Here is an 18,956-nt window from a genome sequence, read left to right as displayed (position 1 = left end):
CTTACATAGACAGGAGTTGTCATGCAACAGACGCACCATACGACCCTAAAGATGCTGAATGGAACCTCCTTCTTTTTTGCCCCACCTGGTCCAGCACGGCATAACTCTTTGCTGGTTGACACGGTCGAGCTTTTTGCCCCGCGCTACACACCAAATACTTATATCCTGCACCTGCAAGATCCAGCCAATACTATTGACATCTCAGAACGGGATCAACTACAGCAGTTTGGCCTGACAAACATCCTTTCAGCCGACCTCCCTGACATCTTGCTTTATCAGGCCAGCAAGCAAGTATTATTCTGCATCGATATATTCACCCTGCATGGATTTGTTTCTTTTCAGCGCAAGCAATCCCTCGAACAGGCTATGATCACCTGTCCGCTGCGACGCATTTATATTAGCTCGTGCTACGATTTCTACGACTATAAGCAAAACGTGGGGCAGATCGCCTGGGGCACCTATGTCTGGCTCGCGCATGCGCCTGAACATACCATTTTTCACTGGTAGTAGCCGACCTGGCAGCCGTATTCCCTCAACATAGCACGCTCAAGCTGCCACGTGTCCCTGGCCATTGATGGTCGCAATCATGGCAGTGTCATTGTATGGCTGTGCAGTAATTACGATCTCGTTGTTTACCACATCGGCCAGTACGATATCGCCAGCTCGAAAGGTGCCTCGCAAGAGCGCTTCCGCCAAGGTGTCGTCCAGCAGGCGTTGCACCGTACGCCGCAGGGGACGAGCGCCATATTCGGCGTCATAGCCACGTTCGACCAGAAAGGTACGCGCAGTGTCTGTGACCTGTAATTCAATAGCCATGGCCGCCGTCCGCTGCTGAGTCTGCGCTACCATGAGATCAACAATTTCGCGCAAATGAGCATGTTCAAGGGGATGAAAAACTATCGTTTCGTCAAGGCGATTGAGCAATTCAGGCCTGAAGACCTCTTTCAAACCTTTAAAGATCTGTTCTTGCATACGCAGGTATTTATCCTGGCGCTTTTCTAGTTCATAGCGGCGACTGGTAAACGTTATCGTTCCCGGCTGGGCATGGGTCGTCCCAACATTCGAGGTCAAAATGATGATGGTATGGCGGAAATCAACTCGCACGCCGTGAGCATCCGTTAAGCAACCGTCATCTAATATTTGCAAGAGGAGATCAAGCACCTTCGGATGAGCCTTTTCGATCTCATCGAACAGGACTACGCTGTAGGGGCGGCGGCGTATCGCATCAGTCAATTGTCCTGCCCGATCATAGCCGACATAGCCCGGAGGAGCACTGATCAGGCGAGAAGTATGGTGGCTCTCCATAAACTCCGACATATCCAGTTTTAACATGGCATCTTCATTCCCGAACAGGGTAACCGCCAGCGCGCGAGCCAGTTCAGTCTTGCCTACACCAGTCGGGCCAACAAAGACAAAAGAACCTATTGGGCGACGGCTATCACGTACATTCGCCCGCGAGCGTCGAATAGCCCTGGCAACGGCCTGTACTGCCTCGTGCTGCCCAATTACTCGTTTGTGCAGGTTGGCCTCCAGATTGAGCAATTGGAAACGTTCTTCTCCAGCTATTTGTACCACAGGGATACCGGTCCACATCGCGACCACATCCGCAATATCTTCAGCCGTTACGACCATGCCATGTTCGCGATTGAATGTATCCCAATCTTGCTCGGCCTGCCACAGGTTCTGGCGTAACTGGCGCTCCTGACGTAACAAATAGGCGGCCTGAGGAAAATCACGCCTGGCAATGGCATACTCTTTTTCATGATGTACTCCCTCAAGAGTATTGCGCAGATGCAATACCTTGTCGGGAAAGAAGGAGCGCTGAACACATACACGCGCAGCTGCCTCATCCAATACATCTAAAGCTTTGTCAGGCTGAAAACGGTTTTGTATATAGCGCGTGGACATTTTTACCGCTGCCTGCAAGGCGTCGTCATTGAGCTTTAAGCCGTGAAATTCCTCGTAGCGCGCACGAAGGCCCTGCAAGATTTGCAGGGTCTCTTCAGCGGTAGTTTCGGCAACCATAACAGGTTGAAAACGGCGCTCCAGGGCGGCATCGGCCTCGATGGTCTTTCGATACTCATCCAAGGTGGTCGCGCCAATACATTGGAACTCACCGCGCGCCAGCATGGGTTTAAACAGGTTGGCAACATCCAGTGAGCCTTCGGCCACGCCTGCCTGGGCCAATGTATGTAGTTCATCAATAACAACGATAATGCCAGGCGTCGTAGTAATCTCGTGCAGGATATGTTTAAGTCGTTCCTCAAGATCACCGCGAAACTTGGTGCCAATCGCCAGTAAGCCAACGTCAAGGGCTACAATGCGGTGTTTTAATAAACCATCTGGCACCCGACCCTGGATAATCCGTAGGGCCAGCCCCTCAGCAATCGCGGTCTTGCCTACACCGGCCGGGCCAATCAGAACTGGATTATTTTTGGTGCGGCGCAATAAAATTTGCATGGTGCGCTCAACCTCGGCTTCGCGCCCAATTAAGGGGTCCAACAGATTTTCCAGCGCGGCCAGCGTCAGGTCCCGACTGACCTGGTTGAGCATTGGTGTAGCCTCATAATGCGTATGATAATGGGTCGACAAGACCAGGCGCTCATAGCCGCCATTCATCAGGGCGGCAAATTGATCGCGGGCCATATCCAGATGGATGCCAAAGCTTTCTAGCACACCTATAGCCACGCTATTTTGCTCCTCCAGGATAGCCAGAAACAGATGCTCTAGAGTAACCAGCCCCACCTCGTCTTCACTGGCTACCTCTTCCGCGCGCGCCAGGGTTGTCCGGGCTGCCACATTTAGTGATGGCTCACTTAAAATAGCTTTATTCCCGCGTCCAATCACAAAATCTAGCGCCTGTGTGATACTAGCTGTATTCACATGTAGAGACGCAAATAAGCCCTCGATCAGTGTGTCTTGCAATCTCAGTATGCCAAGCAGCAGATGCTCAGAGCCGATCAAGCGATGACGTAGACGCTGAGCCTCTTCACGAGCAAAGGCGATGACTTGCCGCACGTCCGGGCAGTATTTGTCGTATCTCCCCATCTTTCTCTCCTTATGAGGTCACTATCATTCGCAGTGTCTTATGAATACATATCGGGATCATGAATTTTTTTAACAGAGCCATGAGTAGATGGATCATAAATTATGGGAGAAAGTCCTTCCAGGCTACAGACCAGCAAAAGGTGTTCCATAGAATATAGCAGGCAGGAAACGTGTAAAAAATGAGAAGCAACAAAAAAAGGACTGGCTTTTCAACCAGTCCTTCTGTGTGGCGTACCCGATAGGAGTCGAACCTACGACCTACAGATCCGCAATCTGTTGCTCTATCCACTGAGCTACGGGTACTCATGTTGTCTTTCGACATCTGTCAGAGAGTATAGCAAACCCTCTAAGAAACGTCAAGGTTTTCTAACAGAGTCTTTACGCATAAAAAAACTTTGCGCTATGAATAATACATAGGGCAAAGCACTATGCGTGGCGTACCCGATAGGAGTCGAACCTACGACCTACAGATCCGCAATCTGTTGCTCTATCCACTGAGCTACGGGTACTTATATCAGTATGCTTGATAGACATATGACCAGGAGGTCTACGAGCAGCCTCTTGTTTATGTCTCTCACTGACGGGAATAATAATATCAGAACCACCAGCATTTGTCAATACGTTTTCAGTCAGAAAACAAATTTTGCCCGTCAGTATCTATTGGCACTTTTGCCACGATCATACCATACGATAAAAAGGGTTCCAACAGTGTGGAACCCTCAGCAAAACATTTAGAGCAAGAGACCATGCAACCATAACATCAATTGGTGAAAAATATCCCAGAAAACGTTTGGACTCATCCTTGATGTGCATGTAAGTAGAGAGACGAGACTGGATCATAACAGGAACGGAAAAAAACAATTGTAATCCTGCTCGCCTGTGGCCTGACGTTATTGCCGTATCTAAGAGCTATAGCAAATACTTTTATGCTTGCACAACATGCTAAGAAGCGGCTACCTGTTCTCACACGTTCAAATAGCATATATGGTCGCACATTGCTATACTGGCACTCGGTTATGCAATTCCGTCAATTACGTCGCGAGCGCGATTGAGGGCCTCACGACGAACATAGTAATACGCCCATAAACCTTTCTTGCGGCAATCCACCAGACCAGCATCTCTTAAGATACGCAAATGATGTGAAATAGTCGGCTGCTCCAGTGTAAAACTCTCTACTATTTCAAAGACACACACCTCTCCTTCATGACGGCTCAACAAACTCAGGATACGTAAGCGCGTTGGATCGGCCAATGCTTTCAGTAAGCGGGCCTGTACAACGGCATCTTCTTCTGTTAGTGTCGGTACAAACTTTGGAGTAATAACGCTAGGGTTGTTCAAGGGGGCGGTTTGCCTGTTGAGCATTCCTACGGTGTTCGTCGCACTATTTGGAACTGAGGTTGTGCGATTTGAATTACCCTGATTCATCGATGTCATTTTCTTCTCCTTCCATCCTCCCAACCGGATGTGAAACCTCTAATAGATTTGTGGCTTATGGTATGTGCATACCTACAATTATTATAGAACTCTATCCAAATTGTTAGCAGCAAATATGCATCTTTTCGTTTTTATAGTTTTTAAAGCACTTTGTTAAGCTTTTCCAAAAACAGCAAAAGACAAATAAATATTCATTAATGTTAATACAATAATGAAGAAAAGCATAGAAAAAGGTGTCGATACAGGCATGGTAGAGCCTGTATCGACACCTTTTTCTGTAGATGTGGTTACAATTTTTGGCGAAAATAATTATTTTTTGAACAGCATGCGCCTCGTGCTTGCGGCCCCTGACGCTTCGCGTCTACAACATCAAAAAAAATTAATTTCGTGCGATATTATAGGATATGTGCATACACACACATTCTATAATACCACACGAAATTTAAGAATAAGGACCCCCAAACTGCTGAGCTATCGCGTCCCCTCTGGAGTGAGAATAAAAGCGCGCTCTTAGCGCTTCTCCTCTGGACGCAAGCTCAGATGCAACTCTTTCAGCTGTTTATCTTCAACCGGGGCCGGGGCACCCATCAACAGGTCCAGAGCACTCTGAGTCTTGGGGAACGCAATCACATCACGGATGCTATCAGCATCGGTAAACAGCATGATCAAACGATCAAGGCCCAGTGCGATGCCGCCGTGAGGAGGTGCTCCATATTCAAAGGCTTCCAGCATATGGCCGAATTGCTCTTTGATCTGCTCATCAGTCATGTTCATGAGCGAGAAAACCTTATGCTGAAGCTCAGAGACATTGATACGGACGCTACCACCACCAATTTCGAAACCATTACAGATGATGTCATACTGTTTGGCTCGAATATCGAGCGGGTCGCTATCCAGATGACTGATGTCGGCTTCGTCCATACCAGAGAAAGGATTATGCTCGGCATCGTAGCGATTGAGCTCTTCATCATAGTGGAAGAGTGGGAAGTCGACTACCCAGCAAAGGGCCAGTTCGTCGGGGTCGATCAAATTCAGGCGTTCGGCGAGTTTGCTGCGCAGGCGGAACAGCACATCGTTGCTGACTTTGGCGCTGTCAGCCACAAAGAGCAGCAGGTCGCCGGGATTGCCTTCCAGACGATCAATAATAGCCTGTACTTCTTCTGCCGCCATAAATTTGGTCAACGGCGATTTAATATCACCGCTGGTATTGATGGCCAGCGAGACCAATCCTTTCGCTCCCAGTGTACGCGCGAATTCCGTGAGTTCATCTACTTCTTTTCGACTATAGCCACCAGCGCCGGGAACGCGAATCCCCTTAACTATACCATTGGCCGCCAGGGCACTCTTAAAGACACCAAAATTGCCCGCACTGGCCAGGTCAGATATGTCTACCAGAGGCAGATCAAAACGCAAATCTGGATGATCTGAGCCATAACGATCCATTGCTTCCTTATAACTCAGTCGCGGGAACGGACGCTGTTTGACACGCTTTTTAGTGGCGGTTTCGATCAAATGTATCAGCAGATCCTCAATTACAGACATCACATCTTCTTCAGAGACAAACGACATCTCCAGGTCAAGCTGCGTAAATTCTGGTTGCCGATCGGCACGCTGATCTTCGTCGCGGAAACAACGCGCAATCTGAAAATAGCGATCTAGTCCACCAACCATCAATAGCTGCTTTAACTGCTGAGGTGATTGAGGCAACGCATAGAATTCGCCAGGATAGAGACGGCTAGGGACCAGGTAGTCGCGAGCACCCTCGGGAGTGCTCTTCATCAAAATTGGCGTCTCTACTTCGACGAAACCTCGCTCATCTAGATAATCACGTATCTCTTTCACTACACGGTGCCGCAAGATGATATTCTCGCGCATGCGGGGACGGCGCAGATCCAGATAGCGATATTTCATGCGGAGCGATTCATCGGCTTGCACAGTATCACTGATGGGGAAAGGGGTTGTGCGAGCAGGATTCAGGATCTCTATGTGCTCTGCGGCAATCTCAATCTCACCTGTGCTTAACTGTGGATTTTCGGTTCCTGGCAGGCGCCGTACGACTTTACCGCTTACCTGTACTACATATTCTGAACGCAGTTCGGTAGCCACTTTATGGGCATTCGCTGACTTCTCAGGATCACAGACGACCTGTGTTATCCCATAGCGGTCACGGATATCTAAGAAAATGAGGCCGCCATGATCACGGCGCCGGTTAATCCAACCAGCTAGCTTGACCTCCTGGCCTACTGAAGACGCATTTAATTCACCACACGTATGCGTGCGGTATTGCACCTCAAAACCCACGTGAGTATCACTCCTTTAACATGTCACAGAAGCAATGCATGGCACGCATGGCGTGGGACTGCCTGCACACTCAATCATAAGGGGATCGATCAACATCCACAACAGCCGCCACTTACTTCTGGAACCATTCCTATCTCGTTACTAAAAATCACTGCTGCACCCGAAAGTTAACAGCAGTGAAACAGATATCTTTCTCTTATTGTGGCACAGTCGTCAATCCTTTATGGAGTCGAGTGGCAGGCTGTGGTTGAAGAGACGTCGATGACAATCTGATTGGTAGCCGCAGAGTTTGTGGCGCCCGCCAATAGATTGATATGATTTGTACGCGCATCAAACGCGGTTCCCTTGACGCCAGAGATGATATTTGCCGACACGTACTGCTGCTCTAAACTGGCGCTTGGCAAGTTATTATCTGGAGCAATCACTCCTCCTCCCACACTGTTTGGAGTGGCAGATGCAGTGGGTGTTGCTGCAGGCGTCACGCTATTGGGCGCTTTGACCACAAAGTTTAACACACGATGATTCGTGTTATCTACCACAAAGAGATGTGCGGTATTATTAATCATGCCGACCGAAAGCAACGATTGCCGCGTCTGCGCTGTTGGAGGCGGTATATTCAAAAATTTGACAATCGGTGTTGTCGGGGTCGCTATCGGCGTAGCGACATTAAAGGTCTGTGCATCCTGAAACCAGGGCGTATCGATCGTCTGCTGGACCAGTACACCAGACTCTAATGCTTTAGCGGTGTTAAACTGCAGGCTTTTGATTTGCCCATCGCTGTGCAATAGAAAGAGTTGCCCGTTTGGCAAGGCAGCAGCACTGACCAGGCCAGTTGAAATAGAGATTTGTGTTGTTGCAGGTTCTTTATCAAGCTTATCTACATTATAATTCAGCAGAGTTGCCTGATTCTGGTTGGCCTGACTTGACGCTGAAATAACGTAAACCTCGCCGGCCCAGGCAGTCAATAGCAGTGGTGTCTGGCCAGCAATAAGTTCTGGCTTGATAATTGTGCCATTATTGACTTTCTCGACCAGTTTACCATTCTGCCACTTATACGCGTGTAGACGATAATTTGCACCAGCCTGAGCGGAAGTCAATGTATAAAGATATTGATTATCGCCAGCTAACAGGACAATCTTGTCGTTGCCAAGCGGTGCTTTTTGCAAAGCATGCTGATCATTGACTTCGTAGACCAGGCCATCCAGGCCCAAAATATAGTTTGTGGTATGACCTTTATCGGTCTGCAATATAGCCAGTGAACTGGTCTGTACTTCTGAGCCCTTCGCGCTTAAGGTAACCGGTGCCTGATTTGTACATGGCAACGTCACAGCCGAAGCTCGTTGGTTAAAGTTATTCAGCGCGATCTTAAACTCAGAAGTCAGGTTGTTTTGCAGGGATGTCAACTGTTCACTTTGCTGTGGATTGAGCGAAGCATCCTTGAGACTGTGTAATTCCTGCTGTGCTTTAGTGAGACCGGCCAGGGCCTGATCTGGTTTGGAAGCTTCGTTAGATTTTGCCTGTGAAATTAAAGCGTCAGCATTATTTAACGTAGTCTGAACAGTCGAGGGCCGTAAGAAATACCATACCCCCGCTCCGGCAACAGCTACTATCAATAACACAGTTACCACAATCGTTGGCAATAACAAACGATTGCGCTTGCGCTTCGGCACGTTTACTGCAGCCTGAGGCGCCGTAAAACCTTTGGAAGAAATAAATGTCTGGTCAGTAGACGGCGGGAGAGGGCGACTATTGACACGACCATCTTCAACTCGTGGTGGGGTAGAAACCCCTAACGAGGAAGAAGGCACACGACCAAGAACAGCAGTACTTTCGTCTGCGACATGGCTACTCCCACCAACATGTACAGGATGCTGTAGCGTGCTGGGAATATCATCACCTGCTTCCTGGACACGAACAACGATAGTGGTGATGTTATCTGCCCCGCCATTCTCATTGGCCCGCTCGACCAGGTGATAAACACTCTCTTGCGGCAAATATTGATTGACAATCGCCCGCAAATCTTCTTCAGCCACCGGACCCGAAAGCCCATCTGAACAAAGAACGAAGGTATCGCCATCCTCCAGAAGCTCGGTGAAGACATCCACCTCAACCTCGGCCTGTGTACCCAGGGCACGTGTAATCACATTGCGTTGCGCATGCGAACGGGCCTGATCTTTCGTCAATAAACCTGCACGTACCTGTTCTTCTACCCAGGAATGGTCTTGCGAGATTTGCTTCGCCTGACCGCGGCGTACTATGTATGCACGACTATCCCCCACGTTCGCGATATAAGCCACTCCCCCACGTAGCACTGCTGCTACACAAGTGGTTCCCATACCACTACGCATCATATTTTCTGCCGCCCGTTGATGAATTAACGCATTTGCTCTTTTAATCGCGTTCATCAATGAGAGAGGGATATCATCAGTCTCATCTTGATAATAAACATTGCTCACCGTGTCTACAGCGATTTCGCTCGCCACTTCCCCTGCTGCATGTCCCCCCATGCCATCAGCTACAATAAAGAGCGCACCTTTTTTGGCCATAACCTGGCTGTCTCTTGGAATGACATAGGCCATATTATCTTCATTATGGGGACGTTTACGGCCAACGTCTGTTAGCTGTGCGACATCGAGCCGGAGTTGTTTGGACAACGCGCTTCTCTCCCGTACTTCAGTAGCTCTCGATTTGTGCGCACTGCCCACTAGGCAGTTGCTAGAACTTTAGGCTATAATACACCGATACAGAGAAAAACGCAACGTAATACACATTTTTTTGCTGCGATCTTCTCACTCACCTACTACTTATACCGCTTACTGCACATGAGTATACTCTTTCAAACCACGGCATGCAAGATATATACACGGCGGTACTAGCAGCGTCATACCAGGAGGGCAAAGGGGCTATGCCATTATCATCAATCCAGCAAATCCTTTTACATACGATTGATGAGCAATTCCCTTTGTACCTGCATGACTGGCAATCTATCTCTACTCAAATTTATACTTCACCAGCGCCAAAGATACAAGACATCTGGCTATCACTTTTGCGTCATCATGGTTTTTTAGTACAATACCTTGACCCGGATCAGCTCATTCTATATGGCGAATATATGGTTCAGGCACCACAAACGCTGCTTTTTTATATAAAATATACACCATCCATGGCGATGCAGCAGGTTACGTTTCCCTTGCTCTCACAACTGGCAGCCATACATGCCTATGCCAATCACTGTAAGCAGTTTCCCGTCAATATCAAATGGCTAATCGATGGTCAGGCTTCGACACCTTCCACCTACCTTGCGCAATTGTTGGCTGAGCAACGCTCGCTATTACAGGCAGATAGCTGTATCTTGTATACCACAAAACGCGAAATAAGCAAAGTAGCCATGCAAACTGAACTTATATTAGGCATAAAGGGCCATCTACAGGTCGAAGTCTCGCTACAGACCGCTACCCGGGCCATCCCTGCCAGCTATGGAGCGATCGCGCCTGATGCCGCCTGGCAATTAATCTGGGCCCTGGCCGCGCTAAAGGATGAGCGCGAAGATATTTTACTGGAAGGTTTCTACGATCACTTACAAACACCAGAAGATGAGGTCATTGAGGCCATTTCACATTTACCAGATATCAGCGCAGAGCTCAGACAGGCCTGGGGTACTGAACAACTGGTTATGGATCTAAAAGGTATTCAGCAGCACTATGCCTATTGGTTAACTCCTACCTGTACCATTACGCTGCTCAATAGCGCTCTGAGCCCACAAACCAGTACATCCATGGATGACACCGTAGACAATACCGAACTCATCCCGACGCAGGCCCAGGCCAGACTGGATTTCCAGCTCGTTCCCGCGCAAAATCCTCATGAGATTTTTACAAAACTCCAACACCATTTTCATACCCATACGTCCTATCCCGTTCAGTGTCGCTTGCTATCTGCCAGTCAGCCTATCGCTATCTCAGCCAGAGAACCAATGGTACAGCAGTGGCAGCAAGCCATCCAAAACGTATCTCAGCAACCTCCGTTACTGCTGCCATTAGCAGCCGATGTTGATGAATATACTCTCATTAGCCGTCAATTCGCCGTACCTACAATGGGTATCGCTCTCCCCATAGCATCGGTAGCAACGGGAGCTCCAGCGCCCCTGGAGCAACTCCGCGCGCATATGAAACAACATGTGCTTTTTCTTACCAGTTATGATAGGCAAACACCCGACCATGCAAACAGGCTATCAAGCCATTAGTTCCATTTACTAGGCCAATTGTGAAGAGCGGAGTATACTGAGATATGTGCATGTTGCTCATAATCAACATGTTACCTGCGTATTTATTCTATAGAAAATGCATATGCTTCAAGAGCATCAGAGTGCTACATATTTTTACTACTAATTCATGAACAAGAATTCATGCTCTGGATGCTTGCAGGAGACGCGATGCGAACTATACTTCTAATGCAGGTAAAGAGGAGAGCTACGGGTCAAAACAATTAGTATTGTGACCACGCAAAAATCAAAGACGTTATAAAGCAATAACATCCAGCGGAAAATGTCACAGCTTAAGCGATGTCTTTGCCAATCTTCTGTAATACACACTGGCGTTAGAAGTCTGATGAGGAGAACACAACGAGAATGCACATTGGCATTAATGCACAGTTGTTATCCTACGGTCAGAGCTATCGCAATGGTGGTGTCAGCCGGTATATCCGCTATTTGCTGACTCAAATTGCCAGGCAGCCGGGGGATCACACCTATACGATATTTGTAAATGGACAGGATGTTATCGAGCAACTGGAGCACCATCCACAGATTACGTTTATTGCTGCTCCCTGGCCCGAATCTAAGCCTGTGGCCCGCATTGCCTGGGAACAGCTAACCCTGCCCAAACTGGTGCGCCAGCACCAGATCGATGTGCTTCATTCTCCCGTCAATGTACGGCCTGAACGCTTACCAGCTCGCTGCGCTAGCGTTGTCACAATTCATGACCTGGCGTTCTTGCGTTTTCCTCACGTGCTTACACCCGCTAAACGCCTGTATCATCAAACGTTTACGCTGCGCAGTTTAAAGCGGGCCACGCTGCTTGTCACGGTATCTGAGAGTACACAACACGACGTTCATGAGTTGGTTGGAATTCCATACGAGCGTATCCAGACTATTTATCCGTGTATCGACGAGCGTTTTTCGAACGTTTCTATAGAAGATAAATTAGACACATTCCGCGAAAAATATGGCGTTGCCAAGGGTTTTATCTTGTACTTGAGTACGTTAGAACCACGTAAAAATATCGCTACCTTGATTGACGCTTACGCACAATTAAGAAAGCAACACCATATTCGCGAAAAACTTGTGCTGGCAGGTGGCAAAGGCTGGCTCTACGATACAATTTTCGCCAGGGTCCGTCAGCTTGGTCTAGAAGAAGAGGTCTTGTTCCCGGGGTTTGTCTCAGACAGTGAACAGCCCCTGTGGTATAAGAGTGCTTCTGTCTTTGCTTATCCTTCACTGTATGAGGGATTTGGCATTCCCGTAGCGGAAGCCCTGGCCTGTGGTACGCCGGTGGTCACTTCTAATGTATCAAGCTTGCCTGAGGCAGGTGCAGGATTGGCGTTGTGCATTGATCCGCAGGATGTGAATGCATTGAGCGCCGCACTATACCAGGCTTTGACCGATCAAACCTTACGCGAACGTTGCCAGCGCCAGGCCGCCATGGTTGCTCAAAAATTTTCAGCCCAGACCATGGCCGAAAAAACTATTGCAGCATATGAACAGGCTGCTAAAATGCATCATTCGCAACGTATAACGTTTGTTCAATAGTATGAGATAGTATAAAATATATGGCTCGAATTATACAGAACAACGAATCAGCGCCTGCGACAAGGACAACAACAGAGGTAACACATGAAATGATAGGTGGAGCAACTGGACCAATCACGAAAGTTATCTCTGAACGTAGGTCGCTGCGCCGCCATTGGCGTATCGCCGAAACCATCTTTATGATCGTTCTGGATACGCTGATGATTCTTGCTGCCTGTTACCTGGCCTATCGCTTGCGGTTTAAAACACTTTTGCATAATCCGATGCTGGAGGGGTTAAAATATCAGATTTTTGGCTATTATACTGCTGCGGCCCCTGATAATAACCAGCAATTTTCCTCCTATATGCCGCTATGGGCTGGCGTGATTGCAGGTTTAATTATCATTTTTGCTGCGCGCCGCCTGTACCACATTCGGCTTACTGGTAACTGGTTCCGACAGGCCTGGTTAATTGCGACCTCAACCACAATAGGGATGGCTTTTTTAATCACGTACTTTTTCTTTTTTCAGAATACGAACCAATATGATCCCGATACCCTGGTACCCAATTCACGTTTATTAATTCCGTTCATCTGGTTTACCACTGTCGTTGTGTTGTGCGCTGGCCGCCTGGTTATATCGGGTGGGATGGGTATGCTGTATCGCATGGGACTGGGTGAGACACGTGTGCTGGTGGTAGGTTCGGGTCGCCTTGGCAAGATGGTGATGCAATGCCTGACCGCCAGCCCGAATCTGGGCTTTTCGGTGGTCGGCTTTCTCCATGATATGACCGAGCCTCCAGGCGATTTTGGTCGCTTTAAAATGCTAGGTACCATTGATGACATTGGGGTGGTCATTCGTTCTATGCAGGTGGATGAGGTGATTATCGCGCTGCCCTCACATTTGAATAATCATGCGATTCGTAGCGTCAGGCTGTGTGAACGCCTGGGTGCTTCATTTAAACTGATTCCAGATCTTTACGAGCTTAATCTCTCACGTATTGATATGGAAAATATCGAGGGCATCCCTTTACTAGGCATCAGGCAGGCTTCGCTCAATACGCCACAACGCATTATCACACGCACGATTGATATCGTCATCTCCTCGCTGGCCTTGATTATTGGCTCACCCATTTATCTGTGTATCGCCCTGGCCATCGTTTTTACCTCGCCCGGACCCATTATCTATAAACAAGATCGAGTAGGATTGAATGGCAAACACTTTAAGATGCTCAAGTTCCGCTCGATGTATAAAGATGCAGATCAACGCCTGGCCCAGTTGCTCAGTCAGAACGAAGCTCAGGGGCCAATCTTTAAAATGCGTGAAGATCCACGCGTCACGCCGGTCGGTCGCTTTATCCGACGCACCAGCCTGGATGAGATTCCTCAGCTGTTCAATGTGCTGAAAGGCGAAATGAGCCTGGTTGGCCCACGACCGCCGTTACCACGCGAAGTGGCACAATATGAAGAGTGGCAGAAAGGGCGACTGGCCATTAAGCCTGGCTGCAGCGGACTCTGGCAGGTGCGCGGTCGCAGCAATATCAGTTTCGATGAAGGGGTGTTAATGGATATCTACTATATCGAGAACTGGTCGCTGCGCCTGTACATACAGATTCTCCTGCGCACCATTCCAGCCATCTTATTCAGTCGAGGAGCATATTAAACAGTGAAAGTAGCATTAGTGCATGATTACCTTAACCAAATGGGAGGGGCTGAGCGTGTAGTACTGGCGTTCCATGAGATTTTTCCAGACGCGCCTCTCTATACTTCAATCTATGATCCTAAACGTGTCGATCCTATATTCCAAAAAATGGATATTCGCACGTCTTTTATGCAAAAATTGCCCCTGGTGACGAAACATCATCAACCCTACCTGCCACTCTATCCATTCGCGATGGAGAACCTGGATCTACGCGGTTACGATCTGGTGCTGAGCAGTTCGAGCGCCTTTGGCAAAGGGGTCATTACACGGCCAGAAACGATGCACATCTGCTATTGTCACACTCCTATGCGCTGGTGCTGGAACTATCAAGAATATGTTGAGCGTGAACATTTGGGAAAAGTGGCCCGTGGCGTGCTGCCATTTATGATCACGGGACTGCGCGTCTGGGATCAGATCAGTGCACAGCGGGTAGATCATTTTATTGCTAATTCACCCACTATCGCTGAGCGCATTCGCAAATATTATCGGCGCGAGGCCGCCTATATCCCACCACCGGTTGATACGAAACGCTTTCCATTTGAGCCTGATATGCTACCAGGAGACTATTTTCTGGCCGTCAGCCGCCTTATCCCTTACAAGAAGCTGGACCTGGCGATCCAGGCCTGCAATCGTCTCCAGCTACCACTGGTCATCATTGGCAGAGGCCGCGATGAGGAACGATTAAAGAAGTTAGCAGGTCCCACCATTCGATTTATGGGCCACCTCTCGGACGAAGAGGTCATCTATTACTTCCAGCATTGCCGCGCCTTCCTCTTTCCCGGCGAGGAAGACTTTGGTATTACGCCTCTGGAGGCCCAGGCCTGCGGCCGTCCTATTATCGCCTACGGAGCCGGGGGCGCCCTGGCTTCGATCATTGATGGCGTGACCGGTGTCTTTTTCCAGGAGCAAACCGTAGAGAGCCTGGTAAACGTCCTGGCAACATTTGACGAGCGCCGCTTTGATCCACTAGTTATTCATAACCATGCGCTCGAATTTGATAACTCGCGCTTTAGTCGGCGTATCCTCCAGTTCATCGAAGCCAAGATGCAAGAAAACAAAGCGACACCGGCACTCTCAACCAATAAGTATTAAACGCTTCCTGCTCGTTTACCATTGTCAGAAAAACTGTACATACTAGCTTATAACGAGCGAGCAAAAAAACAGGCTATGAGTGGCCAGGCCATTTGCAGCCTGTTTTTTTGCCCGATTTCCTAGCACCTAAGTACATCTTGTTGACAGTGGAAATTAGAGCCTTTATAGTAAAACAGGTTTATTGGATTGTGGAGTAAACTAAAGAAAGAAGATTTACTCTGCCTATTTCCATAAGTAAAGCATGCAGTGCGGATTAAGCACTCTAAAAATAGAAAGTAATGTGCGGTCAGCCCAGGCAGTGCTTGCTATTTATGCAGTATTGCAGCCGCTAGCCTATGACACATCAGAGCAGAATATTGCAACTTATGAGGAGGACAAGCATGCAAGGACGAGAGAATCAGGAGAGTGGATCGTTTGAAAAACCATCAACTCAAGGACTTCCCTCTCTCAATGGGACAAGTAAACAGCGCGCGGTCCTGCGCAATCCTAATGAGGGCACCAGCAAGCACCAGGCAATTCAGCAGGTGATCTCACAGAAGACTACCGAACAGAGGGCGATTCCTAAACGCCCGGCGGGGATGGCACGGGTAGATACTCCTCCCGAGATGACTCGTGTGCCACGTCCTACTCACCAGGAGCCACCACCCCAGAAGCTGCGCAAGCGTATTTTAATGTTCGGTGGTGTTTTTCTTGTTTTAGCTATCGTGGCCGGTGTGGTTGGATATTTGCTAGCATCCGGCATGTTTGCCAGTGCCCCGGCAAGCACGACAGCAACAGATTTCTTGAGTGCCTTGAACTCAAAAAATTATGCTCAGGCATATAAAGATCTCGGACCAGCTATTACTATTCGGATATCACAAGACCAATTTATCAAACAGGCTCAAGTCCTCGATACTTGCTATGGGCCTGTACAGGATTACAATGAAGTAGAGAATAGCGCGCAGGTTCAAGATAATAGCCAGATCTATTTTTATACCATTAAGCGCACCAAGGATAACACCACGGTTCCTTATAAACTGCAGATTACCTTGCAACAAGATCAAGATGACGGCAGCTGGAAAGTTACCGACTATAGCAATAATATGGGTCCTGGCCAGCCTGTGCCAGCCTGTAGTAAATAAGAGAGGCAACACTTCCCCTTGCGGACGGGCGCGCATGCGTCCGCCCGTTTTTATTGAGTGGCGCAAGTGCGCGCTGCGCATTTGCGCCACTCAATAAAAACGTTTTGAGCATCAGTGGTGCTCAGGAAAAGGCGCTTTCCCCGGTGATGGCCTGGCCAATGATCAGGGTGTGAATATCATCTGTGCCTTCATAGGTGAAGACTGACTCCAGATTATTCATGTGGCGGATGATGGGATATTCGAGCGTGATACCATTGGCTCCCAGGATCGAGCGGGCTTCACGCGCGGCATGCAAAGCTTCGCGCACATTATTGCGCTTGGCAACAGAGATCTGTACTGGATGCAGCATCCCCTGGTCCTTGAGGCGTCCCAGTTGCAAGGCCAGCAACTGCGCCTTAACCAGTTCAGTGGCCATCGTCACCAATTTCTGCTGGACCAGTTGGAAACGCGCAATGGGCTGCTGAAATTGCTCACGGGTCTTCGCGTAATCCAGGGCCACTTCATAGCAGGCGCGGGCCGCTCCGACTGCTCCCCAGGCGATGCCAAAACGAGCTTCATTTAAACAGGATAGCGGTCCACGCATGCCTCTGATGTTGGGCAGCATATTCTCAGCCGGAACTCGGCAGTCCTCAAAATGTAGCTCAGAGGTCACAGAGGCCCTGAGTGAAAGTTTGCGGTGAATATTACTAGTCGTAAAGCCAGGGGTGCCACGTTCGACCAGGAAGCCGCGTACGCCATCTTCTGTGCGTGCCCACACTACCGCCACGTCAGCAATGCCACCATTAGTGATCCACATCTTGTTTCCATTAAGCACATAAGAGGAGCCATCGCGGCGCGCGGTGGTGCGCATATTGCCCGCATCACTACCAATATCCGGCTCCGTGAGGCCAAAGCAGCCGATCACTTCGCCTTTAGCCATCGCTGGTAACCAGCGCTGCTTCTGTTCTTCTGAGCCAAAGGCAAAAATAGGAAACATGGCCAGTGAGCCCTGCACGGAAACAAACGAGCGAATGCCGCTATCGCCCGCCTCCAGCTCCTGGCATGCCAGACCATAGCAGACTGCGCTCAAGCCTGCGCAGCCATATCCATCTAAATGCATTCCCAGCAAGCCGAGTTCGGCCATTTCGGGGATCAATTCACGTGGAAAAGTACCCGCCTCAAAATGTTCTCCAATCACAGGCATGACGCGCTCGCGCACAAATTTGCGCACAGTATCACGTACCATACGCTCTTCATCAGATAAGAGCGTGTCAAGCGAATATAAATCGGTTGCCGCAGGCAGCGGTGCCTGTGCAGATCCATGGGGGTGAGCTACGGGGGGCCGTTCAGTCATAAAATTGTTCCTCTCTCCAAGCAATGCCTGTCCATGTATATACAGCGAGCTATTCAACAATAAATATCTCGTCAGCTCTTTTATTATAGCCTATATTCGTCCTGGAGCGTTGCCTATTAATAGAGTGTGTCTGATTCCCACGCCCATCGTGGTCTCTCCGCCTCACACTACGCTCCTGCGGAGCTCAAAAGAGATTGGGGACGACTGCGTTCCTCAGGCCCCGAGGCGCTCTGACTCCCATCTTCATGGGAAGTGTATTGTGCTTCCTTGCGAACAGGCGCTAACCGTCAGGGGCCTCAAGCACGAAGCGTATACTTCTCAAGCTCACTCCAGGAAAAAGTGTAGTACAACTTCGCCACATGCTCTATCGTAATAGAGATATATACATTAAAATATTAATACAAAAATTTCTATACATATATCTGTCCAGGAAGGATTGACATGCCCAGGGTAAAAAGAAGGGCCTATCGCGCAACCTATCGCAAGAAACGACCACGTATGACTTTTTCTTCTGCCTTTCGGCTCTCAGTGGTTGTTGTGGCCAGTGTAGCAATCGGTATCGGCATCCTTAGCCTGCTTATCTCTACTTTGACGCCACACCTGGCATCAAGATTAAACGGATCCGCCGGCCCCTATAACGTCACCGGGAAACCTACTATCAGTGCTGGCTTCATCAATTCGGTGCTCGATCACTATCACTCGCCTGCCCATGGCAAAGGTCAGGCACTTTACGATGACGGCGTCAAATATGACATCGATCCGGCCTATGCGCTGGCATTCTTTATGCAAGAGAGTCAGATGGGAACACAGGGCGTGGCCAGTGTTACCCATTCGCTTGGCAATATCCGCTCTACTCCAGGTCATCCTAGCTATCATGGGTATCGCAAATATGATACCTGGGAAGAAGGCTTTGAAGACTGGTATAGACTCATCTCACAAGAGTATATTCAAAACTGGGGCCTGACTACCGTCGATCAAATTATCCCGGTCTATGCTCCCAATAGCGATAACAACAATGAAGAGCAATACATCAGTTCAGTTGAATATATGGTTAACCGCTGGCGTAATGGATATGTAGAAATTTCCTGACCAACAGAAAGGAAGCAAATCACTGGCCGGTGATCTTGCTTCCTTTGAGATAG

The 18,956-nt window shown here is 48.8% G+C and carries 12 protein-coding genes and 2 tRNA genes; 7 read left to right on the top strand and 7 right to left on the bottom strand.

The features are described from left to right. Positions 1–21: 21 nt before the first annotated feature. Positions 22–507: a BsuBI/PstI family type II restriction endonuclease gene (locus JMI88_RS34785; RefSeq protein WP_201366630.1), complete on the top strand. Its 486-nt coding sequence runs from the start codon at positions 22–24 to the stop codon at positions 505–507. Between the two features lie 39 nt (positions 508–546). On the opposite strand, the gene JMI88_RS34780 is transcribed toward JMI88_RS34785, so the two are convergent. The 6 genes from JMI88_RS34780 to JMI88_RS34755 form a co-directional block, all read right to left on the bottom strand. Further along, positions 547–3,048 carry an ATP-dependent Clp protease ATP-binding subunit gene (locus JMI88_RS34780; protein ID WP_201366629.1) on the bottom strand — a complete coding sequence of 834 codons (2,502 nt, stop codon included), beginning with the start codon at positions 3,046–3,048 and terminating at the stop codon, positions 547–549. A gap of 227 nt (positions 3,049–3,275) precedes the next feature. Then, positions 3,276–3,351, bottom strand: a tRNA-Arg gene (locus tag JMI88_RS34775). Positions 3,352–3,481: 130 nt separating this feature from the next. Continuing rightward, positions 3,482–3,557, bottom strand: a tRNA-Arg gene (locus JMI88_RS34770). A gap of 505 nt (positions 3,558–4,062) precedes the next feature. Further along, positions 4,063–4,482, bottom strand: a complete 420-nt coding sequence (locus tag JMI88_RS34765) for an ArsR/SmtB family transcription factor (protein WP_201366628.1) — start codon at positions 4,480–4,482, stop codon at positions 4,063–4,065. A gap of 510 nt (positions 4,483–4,992) precedes the next feature. Then, entirely contained in the window at positions 4,993–6,783 is a 1,791-nt protein-coding gene (gene aspS, locus JMI88_RS34760) for an aspartate--tRNA ligase (RefSeq protein WP_308438879.1), read from the bottom strand. 221 nt (positions 6,784–7,004) lie between these two features. Next, positions 7,005–9,437: a Stp1/IreP family PP2C-type Ser/Thr phosphatase gene (locus JMI88_RS34755; RefSeq protein WP_201366627.1), complete on the bottom strand. Its 2,433-nt coding sequence runs from the start codon at positions 9,435–9,437 to the stop codon at positions 7,005–7,007. Positions 9,438–9,688: 251 nt separating this feature from the next. Between JMI88_RS34755 and JMI88_RS34750 the strand changes: the two genes are divergently transcribed. From JMI88_RS34750 to JMI88_RS34730, 5 genes are all read left to right on the top strand, one after another. Continuing rightward, the gene (locus tag JMI88_RS34750) at positions 9,689–11,026 is read left to right on the top strand and encodes a zinc-binding metallopeptidase family protein (RefSeq protein WP_201366626.1); all 1,338 of its coding nucleotides are present in this window, start codon (positions 9,689–9,691) and stop codon (positions 11,024–11,026) included. Between the two features lie 384 nt (positions 11,027–11,410). Next, entirely contained in the window at positions 11,411–12,589 is a 1,179-nt protein-coding gene (locus JMI88_RS34745) for a glycosyltransferase family 4 protein (protein ID WP_201366625.1), read from the top strand. Positions 12,590–12,678: 89 nt separating this feature from the next. Then, positions 12,679–14,229 carry a sugar transferase gene (locus JMI88_RS34740; protein WP_201366624.1) on the top strand — a complete coding sequence of 517 codons (1,551 nt, stop codon included), beginning with the start codon at positions 12,679–12,681 and terminating at the stop codon, positions 14,227–14,229. Between the two features lie 3 nt (positions 14,230–14,232). Then, a complete protein-coding gene (locus tag JMI88_RS34735; protein WP_201366623.1) occupies positions 14,233–15,360 on the top strand; it encodes a glycosyltransferase in 1,128 nt (375 codons plus the stop codon). Positions 15,361–15,740: 380 nt separating this feature from the next. Then, complete coding sequence (locus JMI88_RS34730) at positions 15,741–16,481, top strand: hypothetical protein (protein WP_201366622.1); 741 nt, start codon at positions 15,741–15,743, stop codon at positions 16,479–16,481. 121 nt (positions 16,482–16,602) lie between these two features. On the opposite strand, the gene JMI88_RS34725 is transcribed toward JMI88_RS34730, so the two are convergent. Next, positions 16,603–17,814: an acyl-CoA dehydrogenase family protein gene (locus tag JMI88_RS34725; protein ID WP_201366621.1), complete on the bottom strand. Its 1,212-nt coding sequence runs from the start codon at positions 17,812–17,814 to the stop codon at positions 16,603–16,605. 441 nt (positions 17,815–18,255) lie between these two features. On the opposite strand from JMI88_RS34725, the gene JMI88_RS34720 reads away from it, so the two are divergent. Continuing rightward, entirely contained in the window at positions 18,256–18,903 is a 648-nt protein-coding gene (locus JMI88_RS34720; RefSeq protein WP_201366620.1) for a glucosaminidase domain-containing protein, read from the top strand. The last annotated feature ends 53 nt before the right edge of the window (positions 18,904–18,956 follow it).

It is taken from the genome of Dictyobacter formicarum, assembly GCF_016587435.1.
This window is presented reverse-complemented; position numbering and strand designations above follow the sequence as displayed.

Excerpts from the sequence above, each read along its gene's own strand:
- JMI88_RS34740 (WP_201366624.1), top strand. The coding sequence starts at position 12,679 with ATGATAGGTGGAGCAACTGGACCAATCACGAAAGTTATCTCTGAACGT.
- JMI88_RS34725 (WP_201366621.1), bottom strand. The coding sequence starts at position 17,814 with ATGACTGAACGGCCCCCCGTAGCTCACCCCCATGGATCTGCACAGGCA.
- JMI88_RS34780 (WP_201366629.1), bottom strand. The coding sequence starts at position 3,048 with ATGGGGAGATACGACAAATACTGCCCGGACGTGCGGCAAGTCATCGCC.
- JMI88_RS34785 (WP_201366630.1), top strand. The coding sequence starts at position 22 with ATGCAACAGACGCACCATACGACCCTAAAGATGCTGAATGGAACCTCC.
- JMI88_RS34765 (WP_201366628.1), bottom strand. The coding sequence starts at position 4,482 with ATGACATCGATGAATCAGGGTAATTCAAATCGCACAACCTCAGTTCCA.
- JMI88_RS34745 (WP_201366625.1), top strand. The coding sequence starts at position 11,411 with ATGCACATTGGCATTAATGCACAGTTGTTATCCTACGGTCAGAGCTAT.
- JMI88_RS34750 (WP_201366626.1), top strand. The coding sequence starts at position 9,689 with ATGCCATTATCATCAATCCAGCAAATCCTTTTACATACGATTGATGAG.
- JMI88_RS34730 (WP_201366622.1), top strand. The coding sequence starts at position 15,741 with ATGCAAGGACGAGAGAATCAGGAGAGTGGATCGTTTGAAAAACCATCA.
- JMI88_RS34720 (WP_201366620.1), top strand. The coding sequence starts at position 18,256 with ATGCCCAGGGTAAAAAGAAGGGCCTATCGCGCAACCTATCGCAAGAAA.